The sequence below is a fragment of the Pseudomonas sp. NPDC087814 genome (assembly GCF_044742865.1).
GTDB lineage: Bacteria > Pseudomonadota > Gammaproteobacteria > Pseudomonadales > Pseudomonadaceae > Aquipseudomonas.
In genome coordinates this window covers 1-22815 of sequence record NZ_JBIUVK010000017.1, presented here as the reverse complement: position 1 = coordinate 22815, position 22815 = coordinate 1, and the positions used below count along the sequence as shown (strand labels likewise).

The 22815-nt window shown below is 59.6% G+C and carries 23 protein-coding genes and 1 pseudogene; 19 read left to right on the top strand and 5 right to left on the bottom strand.

Going from position 1 to position 22815, the window contains the following annotated elements; genetic code table 11:
- The 3 genes from secA to ACIOMR_RS15335 all read left to right on the top strand — a co-directional run.
- A partial coding sequence (gene secA, locus ACIOMR_RS15345; protein ID WP_401195030.1) for a preprotein translocase subunit SecA occupies nucleotides 1-2459 on the top strand: 2459 nt, incomplete at its 5' end.
- A 122-nt stretch (nucleotides 2460-2581) separates the two neighbouring features.
- Nucleotides 2582-3799: a bifunctional glutamate N-acetyltransferase/amino-acid acetyltransferase ArgJ gene (argJ, locus tag ACIOMR_RS15340; RefSeq protein WP_008432361.1), complete on the top strand. Its 1218-nt coding sequence runs from the start codon at nucleotides 2582-2584 to the stop codon at nucleotides 3797-3799.
- A gap of 41 nt (nucleotides 3800-3840) precedes the next feature.
- A complete protein-coding gene (locus ACIOMR_RS15335) occupies nucleotides 3841-4785 on the top strand; it encodes a Nudix family hydrolase (RefSeq protein ID WP_102369787.1) in 945 nt (314 codons plus the stop codon).
- Nucleotides 4786-4933: 148 nt separating this feature from the next.
- Here the strand turns inward: ACIOMR_RS15335 and ACIOMR_RS15330 are convergent, their stop codons facing one another.
- Genes ACIOMR_RS15330 through ACIOMR_RS15320 form a run of 3 tightly spaced genes read right to left on the bottom strand, consistent with a single transcriptional unit; the run spans nucleotide 4934 to nucleotide 8515 of the window.
- Entirely contained in the window at nucleotides 4934-5512 is a 579-nt protein-coding gene (locus ACIOMR_RS15330) for a cob(I)yrinic acid a,c-diamide adenosyltransferase (protein WP_008432363.1), read from the bottom strand.
- A 2-nt stretch (nucleotides 5513-5514) separates the two neighbouring features.
- Complete coding sequence (locus tag ACIOMR_RS15325) at nucleotides 5515-7551, bottom strand: ATP-binding protein (RefSeq protein WP_003209782.1); 2037 nt, start codon at nucleotides 7549-7551, stop codon at nucleotides 5515-5517.
- Between the two features lie 46 nt (nucleotides 7552-7597).
- Nucleotides 7598-8515, bottom strand: a complete 918-nt coding sequence (locus ACIOMR_RS15320) for a putative 2-dehydropantoate 2-reductase (protein WP_177028601.1) — start codon at nucleotides 8513-8515, stop codon at nucleotides 7598-7600.
- A 126-nt stretch (nucleotides 8516-8641) separates the two neighbouring features.
- Here ACIOMR_RS15320 and ACIOMR_RS15315 point away from each other — a divergent pair, with 126 nt between their 5' ends.
- The gene (locus ACIOMR_RS15315; RefSeq protein WP_003209785.1) at nucleotides 8642-9127 is read left to right on the top strand and encodes a YajQ family cyclic di-GMP-binding protein; all 486 of its coding nucleotides are present in this window, start codon (nucleotides 8642-8644) and stop codon (nucleotides 9125-9127) included.
- A 134-nt stretch (nucleotides 9128-9261) separates the two neighbouring features.
- Nucleotides 9262-10104, top strand: coding sequence for a mechanosensitive ion channel family protein (locus tag ACIOMR_RS15310; RefSeq protein ID WP_003209787.1), 843 nt, complete (start codon nucleotides 9262-9264; stop codon nucleotides 10102-10104).
- A 191-nt stretch (nucleotides 10105-10295) separates the two neighbouring features.
- Here the strand turns inward: ACIOMR_RS15310 and ACIOMR_RS15305 are convergent, their stop codons facing one another.
- A complete protein-coding gene (locus ACIOMR_RS15305; protein ID WP_003209790.1) occupies nucleotides 10296-11567 on the bottom strand; it encodes an OprD family porin in 1272 nt (423 codons plus the stop codon).
- Between the two features lie 883 nt (nucleotides 11568-12450).
- Here ACIOMR_RS15305 and ACIOMR_RS15300 point away from each other — a divergent pair.
- Both ACIOMR_RS15300 and ACIOMR_RS15295 read left to right on the top strand, forming a co-directional pair.
- Entirely contained in the window at nucleotides 12451-12876 is a 426-nt protein-coding gene (locus ACIOMR_RS15300; protein WP_177019304.1) for an HIT domain-containing protein, read from the top strand.
- A 3-nt stretch (nucleotides 12877-12879) separates the two neighbouring features.
- On the top strand, nucleotides 12880-13086 hold the full coding sequence (locus ACIOMR_RS15295; RefSeq protein WP_003209796.1) for a SlyX family protein: 207 nt from the start codon (nucleotides 12880-12882) through the stop codon (nucleotides 13084-13086).
- 86 nt (nucleotides 13087-13172) lie between these two features.
- Here the strand turns inward: ACIOMR_RS15295 and ACIOMR_RS15290 are convergent, their stop codons facing one another.
- Nucleotides 13173-13775 (bottom strand): cold-shock protein, encoded by a 603-nt coding sequence (locus ACIOMR_RS15290; RefSeq protein WP_003209798.1) that lies wholly within the window; start codon nucleotides 13773-13775, stop codon nucleotides 13173-13175.
- Between the two features lie 428 nt (nucleotides 13776-14203).
- Between ACIOMR_RS15290 and ACIOMR_RS15285 the strand changes: the two genes are divergently transcribed.
- The 12 genes and pseudogenes from ACIOMR_RS15285 to ACIOMR_RS15230 form a co-directional block, all read left to right on the top strand.
- The gene (locus ACIOMR_RS15285) at nucleotides 14204-14677 is read left to right on the top strand and encodes a Dps family protein (protein WP_003209800.1); all 474 of its coding nucleotides are present in this window, start codon (nucleotides 14204-14206) and stop codon (nucleotides 14675-14677) included.
- Between the two features lie 209 nt (nucleotides 14678-14886).
- Nucleotides 14887-15240 (top strand): ribbon-helix-helix domain-containing protein, encoded by a 354-nt coding sequence (locus ACIOMR_RS15280; RefSeq protein WP_043225921.1) that lies wholly within the window; start codon nucleotides 14887-14889, stop codon nucleotides 15238-15240.
- A 218-nt stretch (nucleotides 15241-15458) separates the two neighbouring features.
- Nucleotides 15459-15680 (top strand): FmdB family zinc ribbon protein, encoded by a 222-nt coding sequence (locus tag ACIOMR_RS15275; RefSeq protein ID WP_003209804.1) that lies wholly within the window; start codon nucleotides 15459-15461, stop codon nucleotides 15678-15680.
- 108 nt (nucleotides 15681-15788) lie between these two features.
- Nucleotides 15789-17564 (top strand): aspartate--tRNA ligase, encoded by a 1776-nt coding sequence (gene aspS / locus ACIOMR_RS15270; RefSeq protein ID WP_401195019.1) that lies wholly within the window; start codon nucleotides 15789-15791, stop codon nucleotides 17562-17564.
- Between the two features lie 151 nt (nucleotides 17565-17715).
- Nucleotides 17716-18462 (top strand): YebC/PmpR family DNA-binding transcriptional regulator, encoded by a 747-nt coding sequence (locus ACIOMR_RS15265; protein WP_003209810.1) that lies wholly within the window; start codon nucleotides 17716-17718, stop codon nucleotides 18460-18462.
- Between the two features lie 155 nt (nucleotides 18463-18617).
- Nucleotides 18618-19142 (top strand): crossover junction endodeoxyribonuclease RuvC, encoded by a 525-nt coding sequence (gene ruvC / locus ACIOMR_RS15260; protein ID WP_003209812.1) that lies wholly within the window; start codon nucleotides 18618-18620, stop codon nucleotides 19140-19142.
- A gap of 115 nt (nucleotides 19143-19257) precedes the next feature.
- Nucleotides 19258-19869, top strand: a complete 612-nt coding sequence (ruvA, locus tag ACIOMR_RS15255; protein WP_003209814.1) for a Holliday junction branch migration protein RuvA — start codon at nucleotides 19258-19260, stop codon at nucleotides 19867-19869.
- On the top strand, nucleotides 19870-20928 hold the full coding sequence (gene ruvB / locus ACIOMR_RS15250; protein ID WP_003209815.1) for a Holliday junction branch migration DNA helicase RuvB: 1059 nt from the start codon (nucleotides 19870-19872) through the stop codon (nucleotides 20926-20928).
- 138 nt (nucleotides 20929-21066) lie between these two features.
- Nucleotides 21067-21522, top strand: coding sequence for a tol-pal system-associated acyl-CoA thioesterase (ybgC, locus tag ACIOMR_RS15245; protein ID WP_177045890.1), 456 nt, complete (start codon nucleotides 21067-21069; stop codon nucleotides 21520-21522).
- Nucleotide 21523: 1 nt separating this feature from the next.
- A complete protein-coding gene (tolQ, locus tag ACIOMR_RS15240; RefSeq protein ID WP_003209819.1) occupies nucleotides 21524-22219 on the top strand; it encodes a protein TolQ in 696 nt (231 codons plus the stop codon).
- A gap of 23 nt (nucleotides 22220-22242) precedes the next feature.
- Nucleotides 22243-22695 (top strand): protein TolR, encoded by a 453-nt coding sequence (gene tolR, locus ACIOMR_RS15235; RefSeq protein ID WP_161635741.1) that lies wholly within the window; start codon nucleotides 22243-22245, stop codon nucleotides 22693-22695.
- Nucleotides 22695-22815 (top strand): annotated as a pseudogene (locus tag ACIOMR_RS15230) (protein TolA); the annotation flags it as partial. The gene tolR and the pseudogene ACIOMR_RS15230, both read left to right, overlap by 1 nt.

Here is a 22815-nt window from a genome sequence, read left to right as displayed (position 1 = left end):
CCTTGCATGAAGGCATGATTGCCGAAATGCGTACCGGTGAAGGCAAGACCCTGGTGGCAACCCTGGGCGTTTACCTCAACGCATTGTCCGGCAAGGGCGTGCACGTTGTGACGGTGAACGACTACCTGGCCCGCCGGGATGCCAACTGGATGCGTCCGCTGTACGAATTCCTCGGCCTGACGGTCGGCGTTGTCACGCCGTTCCAGCCGCCGGAAGAGAAGCGCGCCGCCTACGCTGCCGACATCACCTACGGTACCAACAACGAATTCGGTTTCGACTACCTGCGCGACAACATGGCGTTCAGCATGGAAGAAAAATTCCAGCGCGAACTCAATTTTGCCGTGATCGACGAAGTCGACTCCATCCTGATCGACGAAGCCCGTACCCCGCTGATCATCTCCGGTCAGGCCGAGGACAGCTCGCGCCTGTACACCGAGATCAACAAGCTGATCCCGCGCCTTGAGCAACACATCGAGGAAGTGGAAGGCGTGGTGACCAAAGAAGGTCACTTCACCATCGACGAGAAGACCCGCCAGGTCGAACTCAACGAAGCCGGTCACCAGTTCGTCGAAGACATGCTGACCCAGATCGGCCTGCTGGCTGAAGGCGAGAGCCTGTACTCGGCGCACAACCTGGGCCTGTTGACCCACGTGTATGCCGGCCTGCGTGCCCACAAGCTGTTCCATCGCAACGTTGAATACATCGTGCAGGACGGCCAGGTCGTACTGGTCGACGAACACACCGGTCGTACCATGCCGGGTCGCCGTTTGTCGGAAGGCCTGCACCAGGCGATCGAAGCCAAGGAAGCCCTGAACATCCAGGCTGAAAGCCAGACCCTGGCCTCGACCACCTTCCAGAACTACTTCCGTCTGTACAACAAACTGTCCGGCATGACCGGTACAGCCGACACCGAAGCGTTCGAATTCCACCAGATCTACGGTCTGTCGGTGATGGTTATCCCGCCGAACAAGCCGCTGGCGCGTAAAGACTTCAACGACCTGGTGTTCCTGACCGCCGACGAGAAATACGCTGCAATCGTCGCCGACATCAAGGAATGCATGGCCCAGGGCCGTCCAGTGCTGGTGGGTACTGCCACCATCGAAACTTCCGAGCACATGTCCAGCTTGCTGGCCAAGGAAGGCATCGAGCACAAGGTCCTCAACGCCAAGTTCCACGAAAAAGAAGCCGAGATCATTGCCCAGGCCGGTCGCCCGGGCGCACTGACCATCGCCACCAACATGGCCGGTCGTGGTACCGACATCCTGTTGGGCGGTAACTGGGAAGTGGAAGTTGCGTCCCTGGACAACCCGACCCCTGAGCAGATCGCGCAGATCAAGGCCGACTGGCAGAAGCGCCACCAGCAAGTGCTGGAGTCCGGCGGCTTGCAGGTGATCGCGTCCGAGCGTCACGAATCGCGCCGTATCGACAACCAGCTGCGTGGTCGTGCCGGTCGTCAGGGTGACGCCGGTTCCAGCCGTTTCTACCTGTCCCTGGAAGACAGCCTGATGCGCATCTTCGCCTCGGATCGGGTGAAGAACTTCATGAAAGCCCTGGGCATGCAGTCCGGTGAGGCGATTGAACACCGCATGGTGACCAACGCCATCGAGAAGGCCCAGCGCAAGGTAGAAGGCCGTAACTTCGACATTCGTAAGCAACTGCTCGAGTTCGATGACGTCAACAACGAACAGCGTAAAGTGATTTATCACATGCGTAACAGTTTGTTGGCTGCCACCAACATCGGCGAGACCATTGCCGATTTCCGCCAGGACGTGCTCAACGCCACCGTCAGCGCCCATATCCCGCCACAGTCCCTGCCTGAGCAGTGGGATGTTGCCGGCCTGGAAGCTGCGTTGAAGAGCGACTTCGGTGTCGACTTGCCGGTCCAGCAATGGCTCGACGAAGACGACCACCTGTACGAAGAAACCCTGCGCGAGAAGCTCATGACCGAGCTGCTGGCCGCTTACAACGAGAAAGAAGAGCAGGCGAGTGCCGAAGCACTGCGCACCTTCGAGAAGCAAATCGTACTGCGCGTGCTGGACGACCTGTGGAAAGACCACCTGTCGACCATGGACCACCTGCGTCACGGCATCCACTTGCGTGGCTACGCCCAGAAGAACCCGAAGCAGGAGTACAAGCGCGAGTCGTTCACGCTGTTCTCCGAACTGCTGGATTCGATCAAGCGCGATTCGATTCGTGTGCTGTCCCACGTTCAGGTGCGTCGCGAAGACCCGATCGAGGAAGAAGCCCGCCTGCGTCAGGAAGCCGAGGCACTGGCTGCGCGTATGCAGTTCCAGCACGACGAAGCGCCTGGTCTTGAGGCTCCGGAAGTATTGGGCGAAGAGGTCGATGTGGCCCTGGCCCAGGCCCCGGTGCGCAACGAACAGAAGCTGGGCCGCAACGAACTGTGCTGGTGCGGTTCGGGCAAGAAGTTCAAACACTGCCACGGCGAAATCAACTAAGATTTTCGCCTGACGCTGCAACACCCCCGCGCCGCGACCGGCATCAGCCGTCGCGGCGTTTTGCCATTTCGTCACCGTCGATAGCGACGGGGTACACACCCAATATTTTTAGGAGCGCATTCATGGCTGTTGGTCTTGGTCCTTTGCCCACGTTGCACCCGGTTGCCGGTTTTGAACTCGGTATCGCTTCGGCGGGCATCAAGCGCCCGGGGCGCAAGGATGTGGTGGTGATGCGCTGTGCCGAAGGCTCGACCGTCGCGGGTGTGTTCACCCTGAACGCGTTTTGCGCCGCGCCCGTGATTCTGGCCAAGCAGCGTGTCGAAGGCCCGGTGCGTTACCTGTTGACCAACACCGGCAATGCCAACGCCGGGACCGGCGAGCCTGGCCTGGCCGCCGCTGCCCGCACCTGCGCCAAGCTGGCGGAGCTGACCGGCGTGGAGGCCAGCCAGGTGCTGCCGTACTCCACCGGCGTGATCGGTGAGCCGCTGCCGGTAGAGAAAATCGAAGGCGCGCTGCAAGCAGCGCTGGATGACCTGTCGGTGGATAACTGGGCGGCTGCGGCTACCGGGATCATGACCACCGACACCCTGCCAAAAGGCGCCAGCCGTCAGTTTGTGCACGAAGGCGTGACCGTTACCGTCACGGGCATCAGCAAAGGCGCCGGCATGATTCGCCCGAACATGGCGACCATGCTGGGCTATATCGCCACCGACGCCAAAGTCTCCCGTGACGTGCTGCAAAACCTGATGCTCGACGGCGCCAACAAGTCCTTCAACCGCATCACCATCGACGGCGACACCTCGACCAACGATTGCTGCATGTTGATCGCCACCGGCCAGGCTGACCTGCCGGAAATCACCTCGTCCAACGGCGCGTATTTCGCCGCGTTGAAGCAGGCGGTGTTCGAAGTGTGCATGGACGTGGCCCAGGCCATCGTGCGCGACGGCGAAGGCGCCACCAAGTTTGTGACGGTTGAAGTCAACGGCGGCGGTAACCACCAGGAATGCCTGGATGTCGGTTACACCGTGGCTCACTCGCCGCTGATCAAGACCGCGCTGTTTGCCTCCGACCCGAACTGGGGCCGTATCCTGGCCGCTGTGGGCCGTGCCGGCGTGCCGAACCTGGACGTGAGCAAGATCGACGTGTTCCTCGGCGAAGTGTGCATCGCCAGCCGTGGCGCCCGGGCCGAGACGTACACCGAAGCCCAGGGTTCGGCGGTGATGCAGCAGGAAGAAATCACCATCCGGATCGAATTGGGTCGCGGTGAGTGCAGCGAAACCATCTGGACCACTGACCTGTCCCACGAGTACGTGAAGATCAACGCGGAATACCGCACCTGATACCAGGCAGGTCTTCAAACCGATTCAGAGGAAATAGTGCGGTGAAACGAGTTCATGTAGCAGCAGCGGTCATCCGGGGTGTCGACGGCAGGATTCTGCTGGCGCGCCGCGCCGATACCCAGCATCAGGGCGGCCTCTGGGAGTTTCCCGGTGGCAAGGTGGAGGCCGATGAGTCGGTCGCTACCGCGCTGTCCCGTGAATTGCAGGAGGAGCTGGGCATCCAGGTCACGGCGGCTCGCCCGTTGATCAAGGTGCAGCATGATTACCCGGACAAACAGGTGTTGCTGGATGTCTGGGAAGTCTCGGCCTTTACCGGCGAGCCCCACGGTGCCGAAGGCCAACCCCTTGAGTGGGTGGCCCAGCGGGACCTGCCGAACTATGAGTTTCCGGCAGCCAATGCGCCGATCGTTGCGGCGGCGCGTTTACCGGCTGACTACTTGATCACTCCGGGCGAGCTGGAGACACCCGTCCTGCTGCGCGGTATTCAAAAAGCCATCGCTGGTGGCATCAAACTGGTTCAGCTGCGTGCCCCCAACGGTTACGACCCCAAGTACCGTGACCTGGCGGTGGACGCCGTGGGCCTGTGTGCGGGCAAGGCGCAACTGATGCTCAAGGGGCCGTTTGAATGGCTGGGGGATTTTCCCGCGGCCGGCTGGCATATGACCTCGGCGCAACTGCGCAAGTACGCCAGCAAGGGACGTCCTTTGCCGAAGGATCGCTGGTTGGCGGCGTCTTGCCACAATGCTGAGGAATTAGCCTTGGCGGAGTTGATGGACGTGGATTTCGTCACCTTGTCGCCGGTGCAGCCGACCCAGACTCATCCTGATGCCGAGCCGTTGGGCTGGGAGCAGGCACAGCAGTTGATCAGTGGGTTCAGCAAGCCGGTGTTCTTGCTCGGTGGGGTGGGTCCTGCTGAGCGCGAAAAGGCCTGGGAGGCTGGTGCTCAAGGTGTGGCGGGGATTCGGGCGTTCTGGCCTGAGGTTTAGGCATAACCCTGGCGAGTGGCCAGGGGAGCTGTTGTGGCGAGGGAGCTTGCTCCCGCTGGAGTGCGCAGCGCTCCCAATATTTTGGGTCTGCTACGCAGCCCAGCGGGAGCAAGCTCCCTCGCCACAGGTTGCAATCGGTCAGTAAGCGTCAGTGCGGCTTTGCCGCCGCCTGCCACAAGATCTCTGCAACGCCCTGGCGCTTGGCAATCACCCTGGCTGCCACAAAGAGCAAGTCCGACAGCCGGTTGATGTACGCCAACCCGACGCCTTCCAGCGGTTCCTCTGCATTCAGGTGCTGACACCGGCGCTCCGCACTGCGAGCCAGGCTTCGGCATACATGGGCCTGGGCAATCAACGCCGAACCACCCGGCAGAATGAAGTTCTCCAGCGGCCCGACCTCTTCATTCCAGCGATCGATCGCCGCCTCAAGCCGGTCGACTTCCGCCGCGTTCAGCGCCTTGTACACCGGCATCGCCAATTCGCCGCCCAGGTCAAACAGACGATGCTGGCAAGGTGTCAGCACCTCGATCACATCCTTCAACGCTGGATGCTGCCCGCTTTGTTCCTCCAATCCCGCCAGCAACAAACCCAACTGGCTGTTCAGCGCATCCACCTCGCCAATCGCCTCCACCCGTGGATGGTCCTTGGGCACGCGGCGGCCGTCGCCCAGGCCGGTTTCGCCCTTGTCGCCGGTACGGGTGTAAATTTTCGACAGGCGAAAGCCCATGGTTAGCGCTCCAGTTGAGTGAGTTCGTTGGGTGGCAATTGGCTGCCCGCCAGGGGCAGGCGCAAGGTGAAGCAGGTACCCTGGCCAAGGGTCGAATGCACTTCCATCTGCCCCTTGTGATTGTTGGTGATGATGAAATACGAAACCGACAACCCAAGCCCGGTGCCCTGGCCGATTTCCTTGGTGGTGAAGAATGGCTCAAACGTGCGTTTGCGCACGTTCTCGCTCATGCCGATGCCGTTGTCTTCCACCTGGATTTCTGCCCACGGCGGGTTGAGCCGGGTGCGCAGGATGATCCGGCCGGGCTCGCTGCCGTCTTCGCGCTGATGAATGGCCTGGGCGGCGTTTTTCAGCAGGTTGAGCAGTACTTGCTCCAGTTCGTTGGCGGTGCCGGGGACCGGGCCCAGTTGCGGGTCGAACTGGCGGATGATCGCCTGGCCCTTGAAGTCGAAGCCGACGGTGAGGTCGAAGTCGTTGCCGGCAATTTCCACCGCCTGGTCGATCAAGGCCGGCAAGTCGCACGGCGCCATCTGCCGGTTGCTGCGGCGGCTGAAACTGAGCATGTGGGTGACGATTTTCGCCGCCCGGGCGCCAGCCTGCTGGATGCCGTCGAGCAACTGTGGCACTTCGCGGCTTTGCAGGTAGCGGTTGACCGAGTCCAGGTCGATGCCCGCCTGTTCGGCGTGCTCGAGGTTTTTCGGCAGTTCGTTGGACAACCGGCGGCGAATGTTCTGCACGTTATGCAGGATCGCTCCCAGCGGGTTGTTGATTTCGTGCGCCATGCCGGCGGCCAGGCCACCGACCGAGAGCATTTTCTCTGACTGCACCATCATTTCTTCCAGGGACAGGCGCTGGGTGATGTCGTCGATCCGGATCACCACGCCGCGCCCGGCACCGCCCATCAACGGGTAGAAGGTCAGGGCGTAGTGCTTGGGTTCGTCATCCTTGACCCAGGTAACGCGCTCGATCCGCTCCACGGTGTGTTGCTCTACCGTGGCCTTGATCTGCGGCAGGAACGGCTTGAGCGGCTGGAAGGCGAGGAAAATCGGCTGGTTCAGTGCCTCGTCCAGGCGGGTCCCGGAAAGTGCGCTGGCTTCCTGGTTCCATTGGGTGACGTAGAGCTGTTCGTCGAGGGCGATCAGCGCCGAGGGCATCGAGTCGATGATGCTGTTGAGGTAGTTCTGGAAGCCGGTGAGCTTTTTCTCGATCTTGCTGCGCACCTGCACTTCCAGTTCCAGCTTGCGGTTGGTGTGGCGGGTTTCTTCCGCCAGGCCCTGGGCTTGATCGTAGGCGGCCTGGGAATCGTCCCGCGCGCGCTTGAGTTGCTGCTCACGGGCTTCAATGCGCGAAAGCATGGTGTTGAAAGCTTCGGCGAGGCTGCCGATTTCATCATGGTTGCCGCGACCGGCGCGCAGGGCGTAGTTCTCTTCCCGGGTGACCTGGCGCGACAATTCTTCCAGTTCATGGATCGGCCGGGTAATCAGGCGCTTGATCTGCCGGGCGATCACCAGCCACAGCAGCACGCTGAAGATCAGGATACCCAGGCTGGCGGTGAAGGTCCCGGTATAGAAAGCCACCGGCAGTTCGCTGCTGGCCACCAGCAGCAAGTGCCCGGACGGTTTGCCGGCACGGGGCAGGGTGATCACCTGGTTGCTGCGAAATTCGGTGGTACGCCAGGTTTCAATGTCCCGGAAATTATCTGGCAGGTGCAGGCGATTGGCATGTTGCAGCTGGGCCAGGCGCGTGCCATCTCCGTCGTATAAGGCCGCGGCCCGCAATGGCGAGTAGCTGGTCAGTTCATCCAGCAGGGTTTGCGCCTTGAGCGGTGAGTCCAGGGACTCGGCGGCGAGCGACGGGTTGGACACCAGCCGACCGATGGCCTGCAAGGCCTGGGGCGCCATGCTTTCCTGGGAGATCCAGTAGGCGGCGCTGATAAAGGTCAGGTTGGCCACCAGCAAGACGGTGGTCAACAAAACCAGCAGGGCCGCCAGCAGTTTTTGCCCAACCGGTAGATTTTCGAGACGCTGGCGCAGTGGCATCAAGGTTTTCGCTGCAAAGGAACAAGCAGGCAGGGTAGCGCGTGCTTCAGTCGCTGGGCAATCCGCGTGCAGACAGTTGCCGTACCAGGCGCGCCTGGAGTTGTTGCAGGTGCGGCAAGCTCAGTTGGTGGCGGGCGGCCGCCTGGCAGGCATAGCCCAGCAAATAGCTGATTTCGGTGCGTCGGGCACTGGCCACGTCCTGGTACATCGAGGAGTAATTGGCCGCCGTGGCCTGGATTACCCGTTCCACTTCGCTGTGCAAATCTTCTGCGGCAGCGGGTTGGCCGCAGCATTCCAGCAGGTCGGCCAGTTCGGCGCACAGGGTGGCCACTTCGCACTGATGGGCTTGCAGCTCGCCATTGCGACATTGGTAAAGCACGGTCAGCGGGTTGATGGCGCAGTTCAGGGCCAGTTTGCGCCACAGGCGGGTGAGGATGTCGGTGCTCCACTCATGGGGAATGCCGGCGGCTTGCAGGTCATCCAGCCACAGCGGCGGAGTAGGGTGCCGAGCATCCCCCAGCCAGGTGTAGCCATGGCCGGCAAACACTACTCGCCAGTCACTCTCGCGAAACGCGCCTTCGGTGCTGGAGGCGAAGATGCAGCGTGCCTGGGGCAGTTGGGCGGCGACTGCGTCCTGGCTGCCCAGCCCGTTTTGCAACAGGATCAGTTCGGCGTCCGGCACCAGTCGATGTTCCAGCTGTGCGACGGCTTCCTGGGCGTCGTAGGCCTTGCACGCCACCAGCAGGCGATGAATTGGCCCAGGGCTGTCGGAGGTTTCGCCGACGACCGGGTAGGTGTGAGCCACGCCTTGCTCGACCAGGGTCAGGCCATTGGCCGTCTGATAACTCGCCAACCGCCCGGGATCCCGCAGGATCAGGCGCACGGGCAGACCGGCGCGGGCCAGGCGGGCGGCCCACAGTGTTCCGAGGCTGCCGGCGCCGAGGACGTGCCAGGTGGTCGACATCAGTTTTTACTCCGTAAGGCTGCCCGCAGTGAACGAGGCGAAAGAACCGCTATAATGCCCGGGCATTTTAGCCCGGGCGTGCTCCATCTCTACTGAGCCGCGCCCCTTTTTTATTGGAGAAATTACATGCCGTCGTTCGACGTGGTATCCGAACTGGACAAACATGAAGTCACCAACGCCGTCGAGAACGCCGTCAAGGAGCTGGATCGCCGCTATGACTTGAAGGGCAAGGGCAGCTTCGAGTTCAAGGAAAAAGAGCTGACCGTCAACCTGACCGCGGAAGCCGACTTCCAGCTGGAAGCGATGATTGAGATCCTCAAGCTGTCTCTGGTCAAGCGCAAGATCGACGCGCAATGCCTCGAAATCAAGGATGCCTATGCGTCCGGCAAGCTGATGAAGCAGGAAGCCGTGCTCAAGGAAGGCATCGACAAGGAGCTGGCGAAGAAAATCGTTGCTCACGTCAAGGACGCCAAGCTCAAGGTCCAGGCCGCCATCCAGGGCGAGCAGGTGCGTATCACCGGCAAGAAGCGTGACGATTTGCAGGAGGCCATTGCTGCCCTGCGCGCCAAGACCTTCGACATGCCGCTGCAGTTCAATAACTTCCGCGACTGAGTGGACCCCTCGGGAACCTGTGGACGTTTTTGACGTCCCACGCCCAGAACCTGCAGAAACGATTGAGCCCTTCGGGGCTCATTTGTTATGTGGGGATTGATAAGGCCGCACATCCGGCAAACAGGAGAATGTAGATGGATTTGAACGCTGAAGTGGATCACTTGATCAAGACCTCGGAGTCGTGGTTACCGATGATCATGGAATACGGCAGCCGATTTTTGCTGGCAGTGGTCACCCTGGCCATCGGTTGGTGGCTGATCAACGTCTTGACCCACCGGGTAGGGCGTTTGCTGGCATTGCGTAATGCTGACCTGGCGCTGCAACACTTCATTACCAGCCTTGCGAACATTGCGCTCAAGGTCATGCTGGTGGTCAACGTGGCCTCGATGATCGGCGTCGCAACCACCTCGTTCGTTGCCGCGATCGGCGCCGCCACCCTGGCCATCGGCCTGGCATTGCAAGGCAGCCTGGCGAACTTCGCCGGCGGCGTGCTGATTCTGTTGTTCCGTCCGTTCCGCATCGGTGACTGGATCGAAGCCCAGGGCACTTCCGGTACCGTCGACAGCATCCAGATCTTCCACACCGTGTTGCGCACCGGCGACAACAAGACGGTGATCATCCCCAATGGCAGCCTGTCCAACGGCCTCATCACCAACACCAACCGTCAGCCGACCCGCAAGGTGGTGTTTGACGTGGGTGTCGACTATGAAGCCGACCTGCAGAAAGCACGCGAAGTGCTGCTGGAACTGGCCAAGGATCCACGTGTATTGGCTGATCCTGCGCCGGCAGCGGTAGTTTCGACCTTGGGCGACAGTTCGATCACGGTATCCCTGCGAGTCTGGACCAAGACTTCGGATTACTGGGATGTGATGTTCATGTTCAATGAACTGGCACGTGACCGTTTGAAAGCGGCGGGGATTGATATTCCATTTCCACAACGGGTTATTCGCGTCATGCAGGAAAGTGCTGGGAAGTAATAGTGTGACTGGATGATTAAACCTGGCCGATGTGTCAGGTTTGTTACGCAGGATTAAACTAGATAGTTAGCTTGCTAGTTATCGGGTTGTTGAGATTAAGTTGCAATAAAAAAGCCGCTCACTTGCGAACAAGTGAGCGGCTTTTTAGTTAGGGCCGAAACCCTAAGTCATCGTTGTAATCAAACTGCCAATTACAAGATGTTCAGCGGGTATTGCGCGATCAGACGCAGTTCGTCGATGGACGCCGAACCGTAGTACACACCATCGCTGGAGCGATAAGTGGCTTGACGCACGCGCAGGCTCAGGTCTTTTGCCGGGCCGCTCTGGATCACGTACTTGGCTTCGATGTCACGTTCCCACTCTTTGCCGTTCGAGGTGTCGGCGGTGTTGGCGCCGGTACCTTTGACGTAGCGAGTCATGAAGCTCAGGCCTGGTACGCCGAAAGTCGCCATGTTCAGGTCGTAGCGAGCCTGGAACGACTTCTCGTCTTCAGCGTTGAAGTCGGAACGAGCGATGGAGTTGGCAAGGAAGATCGTGCCGCCGCCGTCTACGCCGTAGCCGTAGTCACCGTCACCGCTGACCTTCTGGTAGGCCAGGGTAAAGGTGTGAGCCTGGATGGTGTACGCGCCTTGCAAGCTGTAGGCACGGTTGTCCAGTTTGGTGGTGCCGTCTTTCTCAGCCCGTTGCAGGCCAGCGCCATCACTTTTGGTGCTGTAGATGTTGAAGTCGACCGCCAGGGACTGCTCATTGCTGAGCGCATGGGTCCAGTTCAGGTTGGCGTAGGTTTTCTTCCAGTAGTCTTCGGTCTTCGCGTAGTAGAGGCTGGCGCTGACTTCTGGAGTCAGGGCGTAGACACCACCGATGAAGTCGGTTTTTGTCAGGCCCAGGCTGTCGCGGTAGGTCTGGGCTTGTGCCACGCTCGAAGTGAAGTGACCGCCTTCAAGTTTCAGGCCTTTGATCTCGTTGCTGGTCAGCGAGATACCCTGTGGCAATTCAGGCAGCAGACGGCTGTCATCGGAAGCGAATACAGGCGCGGTGGTGTACTGGTCGCCGATTTTCAGGACCGTATCGGAGATACGGAACTTAACTGCGCCGCCGCCCTTGGAGTAATCATCCTGAGCGCGACCGTCGGAGCCAGTTGGAAACAGGCCAGTGCCGGAACGACCCTTGCCGCTGTCCAGTTTGACGCCCAACAGACCGATGACGTCGACACCCACACCGATGGTGCCTTGGGTGAAGCCCGACTGGTACAGGCCGTTGAAGCCCAGACCGGTTTCGTCGACGCGGCTCTTGCCGGTGTCATTGTTACGGAAGTCGCGGCTAAAGTTCAGGAGGCGAGTGTTGATGCTGAAAGTGCTGTCTTCAACAAAGCCCTTGGAATCGTCCTGGGAGGACGCCATTGCGAACTGCGAGGTGCCTGCTGAAACAGCCAGGGCGATCATGCTCCACTTCATCACGCGCATCGTGATTTGCTCCTTTGGTTTTAGGAAGAGTACTGCCGTCCCACCTATATTTTTGTCTGGGCGGCTCTTTCTTTTTTGTGTCGGCGCAAAGTTATATCACGCAGACATTATTGACGATACTTGCACATCTATCCTTTCAGCTTCTTTACGGGCCTGTCGTAAATTGCTAGCTCCATGTCGCAAATTCACAGTCCACTTGTAACCGGACTGACAACTTCAATGCTGTTTTAAAACCTTGGAAGCGGGGTGGAAAAGTCACCCCTGAAAGTTTCAACTCATCCCTGTCAGGCATTGAACCGCTGTTATTTTCCGTCACGAAACACCTGCTTCCCGCCGGTGCCGTTGTCGACGATATGGGTGTGAATGCAACAAGCGTGCACAAACCCGTAACCGAATGTGATTTTTTCGTGAAAAGTGTCAACGGCCTGTAAAAACCGCATAAGCACGGGCTTTTTACGCCGTTTGGTTTGGCCTTGACGCGCCTGCCGCACTCCGGTTCGGTGGCGCATAAAACCTGTACCAGAGCAAAACGTTACCGGTTCACCCCGTTCGGTGGGTAGTTGGCGGATCCCTTTGAAGCACAAATGGGTCATTTTGGTGCAGTGCTTCACTGACTGCGTTTCTGCTTCCGTTCTGCCTTCGCCTTTTGAAAGCCGTCTGGCTCAAGGTCTTGAAGCATGTTCCGCGTCCCGACTTTGACCAGAATTGGATACATTGGTCATTTAGCGTAGCTGAAATATTGGCCTGTCTCGAAATGGTGCGCTTTTTTTCGTGGCGTCCTGTTTGGGCGCGTATTCGGCCACGCGCATTCGCCGTGAAGCGACTGGCATTCGCAGGTATGCTGGGCGCCTGAAACCTGACCCGCCGAACGGGAGTGACTGCTGTGTTCGCCTTAGATCCACGTCTTCAACAAGACACCTTGCCTATCGGGGATTTCCCCCTGTGTCGGCTGCTGCTTTCCAATGACTCGAATTACCCCTGGTTCATCCTGGTGCCGCGCATCGACGGTATCAGCGAAGTGTTTCAACTGGATGTCGCCGACCAGCAGCGGGTGTGGCAGGAAAGCACGGCGCTGGCACAGTGGCTGAACGAAGGGTTCGGCGCCGACAAAATGAATATCGGTGCCTTGGGTAATGTGGTCAGCCAGCTGCACGTGCATGTGATCGTACGCAAGCGCGACGACGCGGCCTGGCCTGCGCCGGTCTGGGGCAAGCACCCGGCGAGGCCCTACAGTGACGAGCAAGTGGTGGCAATTCGTGCGCGCCTGCGCGAGATCCTGCCGGCCGACTTCACGTTCCTGGAGGCTTGAGCCATGGATCTTCAAGCCCGCGTGACCGACCTGGAAAGCCGCCTGGCCTTTCAGGACGACACCATCGAGACCCTGAATGACATCCTGGTCACCCAGCAGCGTGCCGTGGAACGCCTGCAGTTGCAGATGACTGCGTTGCTCAAGCGCCAGGAAGAAATGGGCGGCCAGTTCGAGTCGTCCGAGGAAGAGGCGCCGCCGCCTCATTATTAATAAGGCAGGGGTTGACCCCCCCGGGCATAAAAAAACCGCGATGCAGCCAGGCTGCATCGCGGTTTCTTTTTTTCGGGGTGCTGGAATCAGCGACGCGGCAATGCGGCGATCACATCTTCAGCTTGCAGCCCCTTGTCACGGTTCATGACGGAGAACTCCACGCGCTGGCCTTCCACCAGTACGCGATGGCCTTCGCCGCGAATCGCCCGGAAGTGGACGAAGATATCGTCGCCCGAATCCCGGGAAATAAAGCCGAAGCCCTTGGAGGTGTTGAACCACTTGACGGTCCCGGTATCCCGGTTGGTCATGTCGTAGCTTTGCGACGCAGCGGCCGGGGAGGAGCGGTAAAAACTGATGGCCAGATGAAGAACGATGGCGACCAGTGCTATTGCCAGGCTGAGCAGGACGGCCGGGTGGCCACCCACTTCAGGCATAGGCGCCAGCAGGGTGAGGGTTTGCACGACAACAGCCAGGACCAGCAGGGCGCTGACCAGGTTTTGCAGTTGATGACGCGGGCCTTTGTTCCAGTATGGAATGACTGGAGCCAGTGTCAGGTTAAGAAGACCAAAGAAGGTCAGGTAGAGAGCGTCAGGTTGCTGCAGGTAAGGCAGGGTCTCTGATCGCAGGCTGGGGATAAAGGACAGCAGCAAAGCTGCAGCGCCCGTTAGCAGGTGGACGATTTTCAACATTTTGATTAACTCACGTTAAGACGGATCACAAGGAAGAGCTGACGGGCACGGTTCGCTTCTGAACAATGGGAGGCGTTGGGCACGTGCACGGGTATCAGCCTATGCCGCTTGCCGCGAAAAATATCGGCGGCGACACGCTGCCTATTTAACAGCAAAGCCTGTGCCTACTCAAATCAAGCATTTCAGGCTGTTACAAGGGGCACGGCATTTCTGCGTCAAACACTTGTCCTAGACAGGTGCAGGCTTTTTCGCAGGTGCTGGGTAATTTTTCCGGTAGCTGTTGAAGCCTTGCCTGTCGGGCAAGCCCGCTCTGCAAGGGGCGATTTGCCGCACCTCGAAAGGGTCAGCCAGGCTGCGCACGGCCGGCACTCTTGCTAGAGTGGTCCTGCACCTGATCAATGAATTTTTATCAATTGAAGGGGAAACACATGGCAATCGATATTGGTATCAGTGAAGAAGACCGTAAATCAATCGTTGATGGACTTTCGCGACTGCTTTCCGATACCTATGTACTTTACCTGAAGACCCACAACTTCCATTGGAACGTAACGGGGCCCATGTTTCGTACACTGCACTTGATGTTTGAAGAGCAGTACAACGAACTGGCGCTGGCGGTGGATTCAATCGCAGAGCGTATTCGTGCCCTGGGCTTTCCCGCACCGGGTGCCTACTCGGTGTATGCGCGACTTTCTTCGATCAAGGAAGAAGAGGGTGTGCCGAGCGCTGAAGACATGATCAAGCAACTGGTCGAAGGCCAGGAAGCGGTGACTCGCACAGCCCGGGGGATCTTCCCGTTGTTGGATAAAGTCAGTGATGAACCGACGGCGGACTTGCTGACCCAGCGTATGCAAGTGCATGAAAAGACCGCATGGATGTTGCGTTCCCTGCTCGAAAACAAATAACACCGGTGGCGGGAGGGCGTCGAGCTGACGCCCCTCGCATGCCTGCTTCCCGGCGATTTCCGTGATTCCGCGAGCTTCCTGATACGCGCGTTGGCTTGTCCTACGGTGATCGGCTCCCTGTCTTCTGGCTGCACTTGTCGTCTTGATGTTTTATAGCTCAACGGCCAACGAGAACATGAGTGGCCGTCAGGCAATGGAGTGTCAAGTGTATGTCACGCGGAGCAGGTAATGGAGTTATGGAAACGTGCGGATTGCACAAGATAAAGGTAGATCCCTTTGCCAAGGGGTTCGATATGAACTTGGCCAGGCCATTGTCCCGATCGGTTCGGCTTAATGGTTTTTCGACGTGTTTGCGGCTCGAAGAGGTGTATTGGAATATCCTCGCGGAGATCGCCAGGATCAATACGTGTTCGGTCAGTGCGCTGCTGTCTTACGTGGACCGGGAAGTGCACTTGCGTTATGGCGGTGTAAAGAACTTCAGCGGTCTGGTCAGGGTGGTTTGCGTGGTGCATGTATTGAAAGGGCGGCTTGTCGCGCCCAGTGTCCAGCCGGACCCTGCATGAACCTTGTGCCGGGCGCCCGTCCCGGGATTGCCCCGGCTCGGGCGCCCGGCAGAAGCCTGCTGCAGTCATCTATATAAAGAGCAGCGCGCCGCTACGGCTGCACAGCCTCGATTTACCAGATATAATCCCGGGCTTTGCTGCGCATGCCGGGACTTTCCCACAGGATAGAGCCAGGGCAGGGCGTGGCGCAGTAATGATCTGATCGCCGAGACATCTCCATGCCCATGTACGACTATCAATGCGCTTCCTGTGGTCATCAGTTGGAAGCCATTCAAAAGATCAGCGCAGCGCCGCTGGTCGATTGCCCTGCCTGCCAGGCACCGGAGCTCAAGAAGATGTTGTCCATGCCGGGCTTTCGCCTGAGTGGCAACGGTTGGTACGAGACCGACTTCAAGACCGGTTCGAAGAAGAATCTGGCCGGCGGCGACAAAGCAGACTGAGTTGAACTCTACGCGCAGGCTCCTGCATTATCCGTCACCTGACTTAGCTGTACGGTGATGAGGCGGGCCTCCACCGAATTTCGAATTACGAGAAGCGAAACCACTATCATGATGCGCAGCCACTATTGCGGCCAACTGAACGAGACCCTGGAAGGTCAGGAAATCACCCTTTGCGGATGGGTTCACCGTCGCCGCGACCACGGCGGGGTGATCTTCCTCGATATCCGTGATCGTGATGGTCTGGCCCAGGTGGTGTTCGATCCGGACCGCGCCGAGAGCTTCGCCGCCGCCGATCGCGTGCGCAGCGAGTACGTCGTGAAGATCACCGGCAAGGTTCGCCTGCGTCCGGCCGGTGCCACCAACGCCAACATGGCGTCGGGCATGATCGAAGTGCTGGGTTACGAACTGGAAGTGCTGAACGAGTCGGAAACTCCGCCGTTCCCGCTGAACGAGTTCTCTGACGTTGGCGAAGAAACCCGCCTGCGTTATCGCTTCCTGGACCTGCGTCGCCCGGAAATGGCCGAGAAGCTGCGCCTGCGTTCGCGCATGACCACCAGCATCCGTCGCTTCCTCGACGAGAGCGGCTTCCTCGACGTCGAGACGCCGATCCTGACCCGTGCTACCCCGGAAGGCGCCCGCGACTACCTGGTGCCGAGCCGTACCCACGCCGGTTCCTTCTTCGCCTTGCCGCAATCGCCACAGCTGTTCAAGCAACTGCTGATGGTCGCCGGCTTCGACCGTTACTACCAGATCGCCAAGTGCTTCCGTGACGAAGACCTGCGGGCCGACCGCCAGCCGGAATTCACCCAGATCGACATCGAGACCAGTTTCCTCGATGAAAAAGAGATCATGGGCATCACCGAGCAGATGATCCGCAACCTGTTCAAGGAAGTGCTGAACCTGGAGTTCGGCGAATTCCCGCACATGACCTTCGAAGAAGCCATGCGTCGTTACGGTTCCGACAAGCCAGACCTGCGTAACCCGCTGGAACTGGTTGACGTTGAAGACCAACTGAAAGATGTCGACTTCAAGGTGTTCAGCGGCCCGGCCAACGACCCGAAATGCCGTATCGCCGCACTGCGCGTGCCTGGCGCTGCGAGCATGCCGCGTAAGCAGATCGACGACTACACCAAGTTCGTCGGCATCTACGGTGCCAAGGGCCTGGCGTACATCAAGGTCAACGAGCGCGCCAAGGGCGTCGAAGGCCTGCAGTCGCCAATCGTCAAGAACATCCCTGAAGCCAACCTCAATGTGATCCTGGATCGTGTTGGCGCGGTTGACGGCGACATCGTGTTCTTCGGTGCCGACAAGTCGAAGATCGTCAGCGAAGCGCTGGGTGCACTGCGGATCAAGGTCGGCAACGACCTGAACCTGCTGACCTGCCAGTGGGCGCCGATGTGGGTTGTCGACTTCCCGATGTTCGAAGAAAACGACGACGGCAGCTTCAGCGCACTGCACCACCCGTTCACCGCGCCGAAGTGCACGCCGCAAGAGCTGGAAGCCAACCCGGCTGGCGCTCTGTCCCGTGCCTACGACATGGTGCTCAACGGCACCGAGCTGGGTGGCGGTTCGATCCGTATCCACCGCAAGGAAATGCAGCAATCGGTCTTCCGCCTGCTGGGCATCAACGAAGATGAGCAGCAAGAGAAGTTCGGCTTCCTGCTCGACGCCCTGAAATACGGTGCGCCACCCCATGGCGGCCTGGCCTTTGGCCTGGACCGTCTGGTGATGCTGATGACCGGTGCCCAGTCGATCCGTGAAGTGATTGCCTTCCCGAAAACCCAAAGTGCTGCCGACGTCATGACGCAAGCGCCGGGTGTGGTGGATGCCAAGGCACTGCGCGAGCTGCATATCCGTCTGCGCGAGACACCAAAGGCTGAGTAAGGCCGCAGCGTGAAAGCGCGATAAGGTTTTACATTGTCAGCTAAGGGCGCATCTTCGGATGCGCCTTTGCGTTACAAGGGCTGCACGTTAAAGAGGGAAGTCCCGCCTGGGGCGGGATCGACAGGTTTCTACAGAATTTCGGAGTTGTGTTATGGCTGGCCATTCCAAGTGGGCGAACATCAAGCACCGCAAAGAGCGTCAGGATGCCAAGAAAGGCAAGATCTTCACCAAGTGGATTCGCGAGCTGACCGTTGCCGCGCGCCAGGGTGGCGGTGACCCGGGTTCCAACCCGCGCCTGCGCCTGGCCCTGGACAAAGCCCTCGGCGCCAACATGAGCCGCGACATCATCGACCGCGCCGTGGCCCGTGGTGCCGGTGCGGCCGATACAGACGACATGGTCGAGTTGAGCTACGAAGGCTACGGCCCGGGTGGCGTGGCGGTGATGGTCGAGTGCATGACCGACAACCGCAACCGTACCGCGGCTGCCGTGCGCCATGCGTTCAGCAAATGTGGCGGCAACCTCGGCACTGACGGTTCGGTGGCCTACCTGTTTGAGCGCAAGGGGCAGATTTCCTTCGCGCCTGGCGTGGATGAAGATGCGCTGATTGAGGCGGCAATGGAGGCCGATGCCGACGACGTGGTGACCAACGAAGACGGTTCCATCGACGTGTTCACCTCGTTCGCGGGCTTCTATTCGGTGCGTAACGCCCTGGAAGCGGCTGGTTTCAAAGGCACCGACGCGGAAATCGTGATGCTGCCGACCACCAGCGCCGAGCTGGACCTGGACGGGGCGCAGAAGGTACTCAAGATGCTCGACATGCTTGAAGACCTGGATGACGTGCAGAACGTCTATTCCAATGCCGATATTCCGGAATCGGTGGCTGAACAGCTAGGCTGAAGGATGATGCAGATCTAATGTGGGAGCGGGCTTGCTCGCGAAGGCGGCGTGTCAGTCAGTCAATACGGTGACTGATACACCGCCTTCGCGAGCAAGCCCGCTCCCACATTTTGATCTTGGCTATATCAAGAATTTTTTATCCAACTGCAGGCGTTATGACTCTAATCCTAGGTATCGACCCCGGTTCGCGAATCACCGGCTTTGGCGTGGTCCAACAGACCCCGCGAGGCTGCGTGTACGTGGCGTCGGGCTGTATCCGTACCGGCGCCGGCGAGTTGGCCGAGCGCTTGCAGATCGTGTATCGCGGCGTGCGTGAAGTGATCCAGACCTATGGGCCAGTGACCATGGGCATCGAAAAAGTGTTCATGGCGAAAAACGCCGACTCCGCCCTGAAGCTCGGCCAGGCCCGCGGTGCGGCCATCGTGGCCGGAGCCGAGGAGGGCATGGAGATCGCTGAATACACCGCGACCCAGGTCAAGCAAGCCGTGGTCGGTACCGGTGCTGCCAATAAAGAGCAGGTGATGATGATGGTCATGCACATGCTCAAACTCACCGCCAAACCGCAAATCGATGCCTCCGACGCCCTGGCCATTGCCATTTGCCATGCCCATACCCGTTCCAGCCTGATGCCCCATGGCTTGGGGACCGCACGCAGTCGTGGCGGCCGGCTGCGTCTCTGATAGCATCAGCGCATTCATTCTGCGTGGGGTGCATGAACGGCCTGTGCTGTCGGCCGGCATGCCCGCGTTATTACCGGCCAGGCCTTGATTTGAGCCGATTCTTAAGGATTCGAACGTGATTGGACGCTTGCGCGGCACCCTGGCTGAGAAACAGCCACCGCACCTGATTCTGGATGTAAACGGGCTGGGTTATGAGCTTGAAGTGCCCATGACCACCCTCTACCGCTTACCGTCGGTCGGTGAACCGCTGACCCTGCACACTCACCTGGTGGTGCGCGAAGACGCGCAATTGCTCTATGGGTTCGTTGGCAAGCGTGACCGGGATTTTTTCCGTGAGCTGATCCGCCTCAACGGCGTGGGGCCGAAGCTGGCGCTGGCGCTGATGTCGAGCCTGGAAGTGGATGAATTGGTGCGCTGTGTGTCGGCCCAGGACACGTCCGCGCTGACCAAGGTACCGGGCGTTGGCAAGAAAACCGCCGAGCGCCTGCTGGTGGAGCTCAAAGACCGCTTCAAGGCCTGGGAGGTTGTGCCGAGCATGTTTGCCCTGGTGCCCAACCAGCCTGATGCGCCGGGTGTGCCGGTGGCCAGCGCTGAAAGCGATGCGGTCAGCGCGCTGATCTCCCTGGGCTACAAGCCGCAAGAGGCGAGCAAGGCCGTGTCAGCCATCAAGGACAAGAACCTGAGCAGCGAAGACATGATCCGCCGCGCCCTGAAGGGAATGATTTAAGTGATTGAAGCTGATCGTCTGATCGCGGCCACCGGGCCTCGTGATCGTGAAGAAATCCAGGACCGGGCGATTCGCCCCCTGAGCCTTGCCGAATACATCGGCCAGCCCACCGTGCGCGAGCAGATGGAGCTGTTCATCCAGGCCGCGCGCGGGCGCAGCGAGTCCCTGGACCACACGTTGATCTTCGGCCCGCCCGGGCTCGGCAAGACCACCCTGGCCAACATCATCGCGCAGGAAATGGGCGTGTCGATCAAGTCCACCTCCGGCCCCGTGCTGGAGCGCCCGGGCGACCTGGCGGCGCTGCTGACCAACCTGGAGCCCCACGACGTACTGTTTATCGACGAGATCCACCGGCTTTCGCCCATCGTCGAGGAAGTACTGTACCCGGCCATGGAAGACTTCCAACTGGACATCATGATCGGTGAAGGCCCGGCGGCGCGCTCGATCAAGCTCGACCTGCCACCGTTCACGCTGGTGGGTGCGACCACCCGTGCGGGCATGCTGACCAACCCGCTGCGAGACCGTTTCGGGATTGTTCAACGTCTAGAGTTCTATAGCACGGCGGATCTGGCCACCATCGTCAGCCGTTCGGCGAGCATCCTTGGCTTGCCCCTGGACCCGGAAGGCGCCTTTGAAATCGCCCGCCGCGCCCGTGGTACCCCGCGGATTGCCAACCGTCTGCTGCGCCGGGTGCGCGACTTTGCCGAAGTGCGGGCCAAGGGGCATATCACCAAGCCCGTGGCAGACCTGGCGCTGAACCTGCTGGATGTGGATGAGCATGGCTTTGATCACCAGGACCGGCGCCTGCTGTTGACCATGATCGAGAAGTTCGACGGCGGCCCGGTGGGCGTGGACAGCCTCGCCGCCGCCATCAGCGAAGAGCGGCATACGATTGAGGATGTACTGGAGCCGTATCTGATTCAGCAGGGCTACATCATGCGCACGCCAAGGGGGCGTGTGGTCACCCGGCATGCGTATCTGCACTTTGGGTTAAACATTCCGTCACGATTGGGCGAGATGCCCGTAGTAGACGAATTCCTCGATGCAGTAGACGATTAAAAACGCTTGGCGATTCGATTTATTCGGAGTTTGTGCTGTCCTAGTGGCTGGCGTCGTCATTCTTTCGTTAGAAATGTGCCACAGAATGAAAAACAGTTGCCTGGCCGGATTGGCAACCTGAGGAGTAAGCACTAGAGTATGCGCGCGCAAAACGGGGATCAGTCGTTCGCACATCGCTGTCGCGTTTATTACGAGGACACCGATGCTGGCGGCATCGTTTATTACGTCAATTACCTAAAGTTCATGGAGCGGGCTCGAACCGAGCGGCTACGGGATCTGGGCTTTGCCCAATCCCAGCTGGCAGGGGAGGACCTGTTGTTTGTCGTGCATTCCAGCGAGGCGCGTTACCACGCGCCGGCGCGACTGGACGACGAGCTGCTGGTCAGCGCAGAAATAACCGAATTGAACCGTGCCAGCCTGCGCTTTAAACAGCAGGTCAGGCGGGCTACGGATGCAACGCTGCTCTGTGAGGGGCAGTTCCTGGTGGCCTGTGTTCGCACCAATAGTTTGAAACCCCGGGCCATTCCCGAAACTCTACGCGCGGCCTTTGCCGGCGTGAGCGGCGCGGGTAAACATTCAGAGCAGGAGATTTAGCGTGGAACCTACCGTCGTCGACCATTCCTCCATGTGGAGCCTGGTCAGCAATGCCAGTGTCGTGGTTCAACTGGTGATGCTGGTCCTGGTAGCCGCATCGGTTACCTCTTGGGTCATGATTTTTCAGCGCAGCAACCTGCTGCGTGCTGGTCGACGTGCCCTGGAGAGCTTCGAAGAGCGCTTCTGGTCGGGTATCGACCTGTCCAAGCTGTACCGCCAGGCGGGCAGCAACCCGGACCCGGATTCGGGCGTCGAGCAGATCTTCCGCGCCGGCTTCAAGGAATTCTCCCGTCTGCGCCAGCAGCCAGGCGTTGACCCGGAAGCGGTCATGGAAGGTGTGGCCCGTGCCATGCGCGTCGCCATCTCCCGCGAAGAAGAAAAGCTTGAGCAAAGCCTGCCGTTCCTCGCCACCGTAGGTTCCGTCAGCCCGTATATCGGCCTGTTCGGTACCGTATGGGGGATCATGAACTCCTTCCGCGGCCTGGCCCAGGCCCAGCAAGCGACCCTGGCCACCGTGGCCCCGGGTATCGCCGAAGCGCTGATCGCCACCGCCATCGGCCTGTTCGCAGCTATTCCCGCAGTAATCGCCTACAACCGTTTTGCCGCTCGTGGCGAAACCTTGATCAGCCGTTACTACACCTTCGCCGATGAATTCCAGGCGATCCTGCACCGTAAAGTGCACACCAGCGAAGAATAAGCAGGTAATTCCCAATGGCTTTAATCGCTCGAGCTCGCAAAAAGCGCAAGCCGGTCGCCGAGATGAACGTAGTGCCTTACATCGACGTGATGCTGGTGCTGCTGGTTATCTTCATGGTGACCGCGCCGATGCTCAATCAGGGCGTGAAGGTTGATCTGCCCAAGGTTTCCAGCGAAGCCTTGCCGCAGGACAACAACACCCAGGTCCTGACCATTTCGATCAAGGCTGACAAGACCTATTACTGGAACCTTGGCAGCGAAGTCGACACTCAGAAACAGCAGGACAAGGCCATGACCTTGCCGCAGATGACTGATGCCGTGACCAAGATCATTCGCGCCGGCAACGAAGGTGGCAAGCACACCCAGGTGTTCATTCGCGGCGACAAGGTCGTCGACTACGGCTCCGTCATGGGCGCCATGGGCGGGCTGCAGAAGGCCGGGGTCGGTAATGTTGGCTTGATTACCGAGGCGCCCTGATGCACCAACAGCGAGAGCCGTCCGCCTCGGAAAGCTACTTCTGGCCTAGCGTCTGGGCAATTGCCCTGCACGTCCTGGTGTTTGGCATGCTGTTCGTCAGCTTAGCCATGACCCCGGACC

Excerpts from the sequence above, each read along its gene's own strand:
- ruvC (WP_003209812.1), top strand. The coding sequence starts at position 18,618 with ATGACTCTAATCCTAGGTATCGACCCCGGTTCGCGAATCACCGGCTTT.
- ACIOMR_RS15285 (WP_003209800.1), top strand. The coding sequence starts at position 14,204 with ATGGCAATCGATATTGGTATCAGTGAAGAAGACCGTAAATCAATCGTT.
- ACIOMR_RS15290 (WP_003209798.1), bottom strand. The coding sequence starts at position 13,775 with ATGTTGAAAATCGTCCACCTGCTAACGGGCGCTGCAGCTTTGCTGCTG.
- ACIOMR_RS15330 (WP_008432363.1), bottom strand. The coding sequence starts at position 5,512 with ATGGGCTTTCGCCTGTCGAAAATTTACACCCGTACCGGCGACAAGGGC.
- argJ (WP_008432361.1), top strand. The coding sequence starts at position 2,582 with ATGGCTGTTGGTCTTGGTCCTTTGCCCACGTTGCACCCGGTTGCCGGT.
- ACIOMR_RS15275 (WP_003209804.1), top strand. The coding sequence starts at position 15,459 with ATGCCCATGTACGACTATCAATGCGCTTCCTGTGGTCATCAGTTGGAA.
- aspS (WP_401195019.1), top strand. The coding sequence starts at position 15,789 with ATGATGCGCAGCCACTATTGCGGCCAACTGAACGAGACCCTGGAAGGT.
- ACIOMR_RS15265 (WP_003209810.1), top strand. The coding sequence starts at position 17,716 with ATGGCTGGCCATTCCAAGTGGGCGAACATCAAGCACCGCAAAGAGCGT.
- ACIOMR_RS15315 (WP_003209785.1), top strand. The coding sequence starts at position 8,642 with ATGCCGTCGTTCGACGTGGTATCCGAACTGGACAAACATGAAGTCACC.
- ACIOMR_RS15310 (WP_003209787.1), top strand. The coding sequence starts at position 9,262 with ATGGATTTGAACGCTGAAGTGGATCACTTGATCAAGACCTCGGAGTCG.
- ACIOMR_RS15325 (WP_003209782.1), bottom strand. The coding sequence starts at position 7,551 with ATGCCACTGCGCCAGCGTCTCGAAAATCTACCGGTTGGGCAAAAACTG.
- ACIOMR_RS15305 (WP_003209790.1), bottom strand. The coding sequence starts at position 11,567 with ATGCGCGTGATGAAGTGGAGCATGATCGCCCTGGCTGTTTCAGCAGGC.
- ACIOMR_RS15280 (WP_043225921.1), top strand. The coding sequence starts at position 14,887 with ATGTCACGCGGAGCAGGTAATGGAGTTATGGAAACGTGCGGATTGCAC.
- ACIOMR_RS15320 (WP_177028601.1), bottom strand. The coding sequence starts at position 8,515 with ATGTCGACCACCTGGCACGTCCTCGGCGCCGGCAGCCTCGGAACACTG.
- ACIOMR_RS15295 (WP_003209796.1), top strand. The coding sequence starts at position 12,880 with ATGGATCTTCAAGCCCGCGTGACCGACCTGGAAAGCCGCCTGGCCTTT.
- ybgC (WP_177045890.1), top strand. The coding sequence starts at position 21,067 with ATGCGCGCGCAAAACGGGGATCAGTCGTTCGCACATCGCTGTCGCGTT.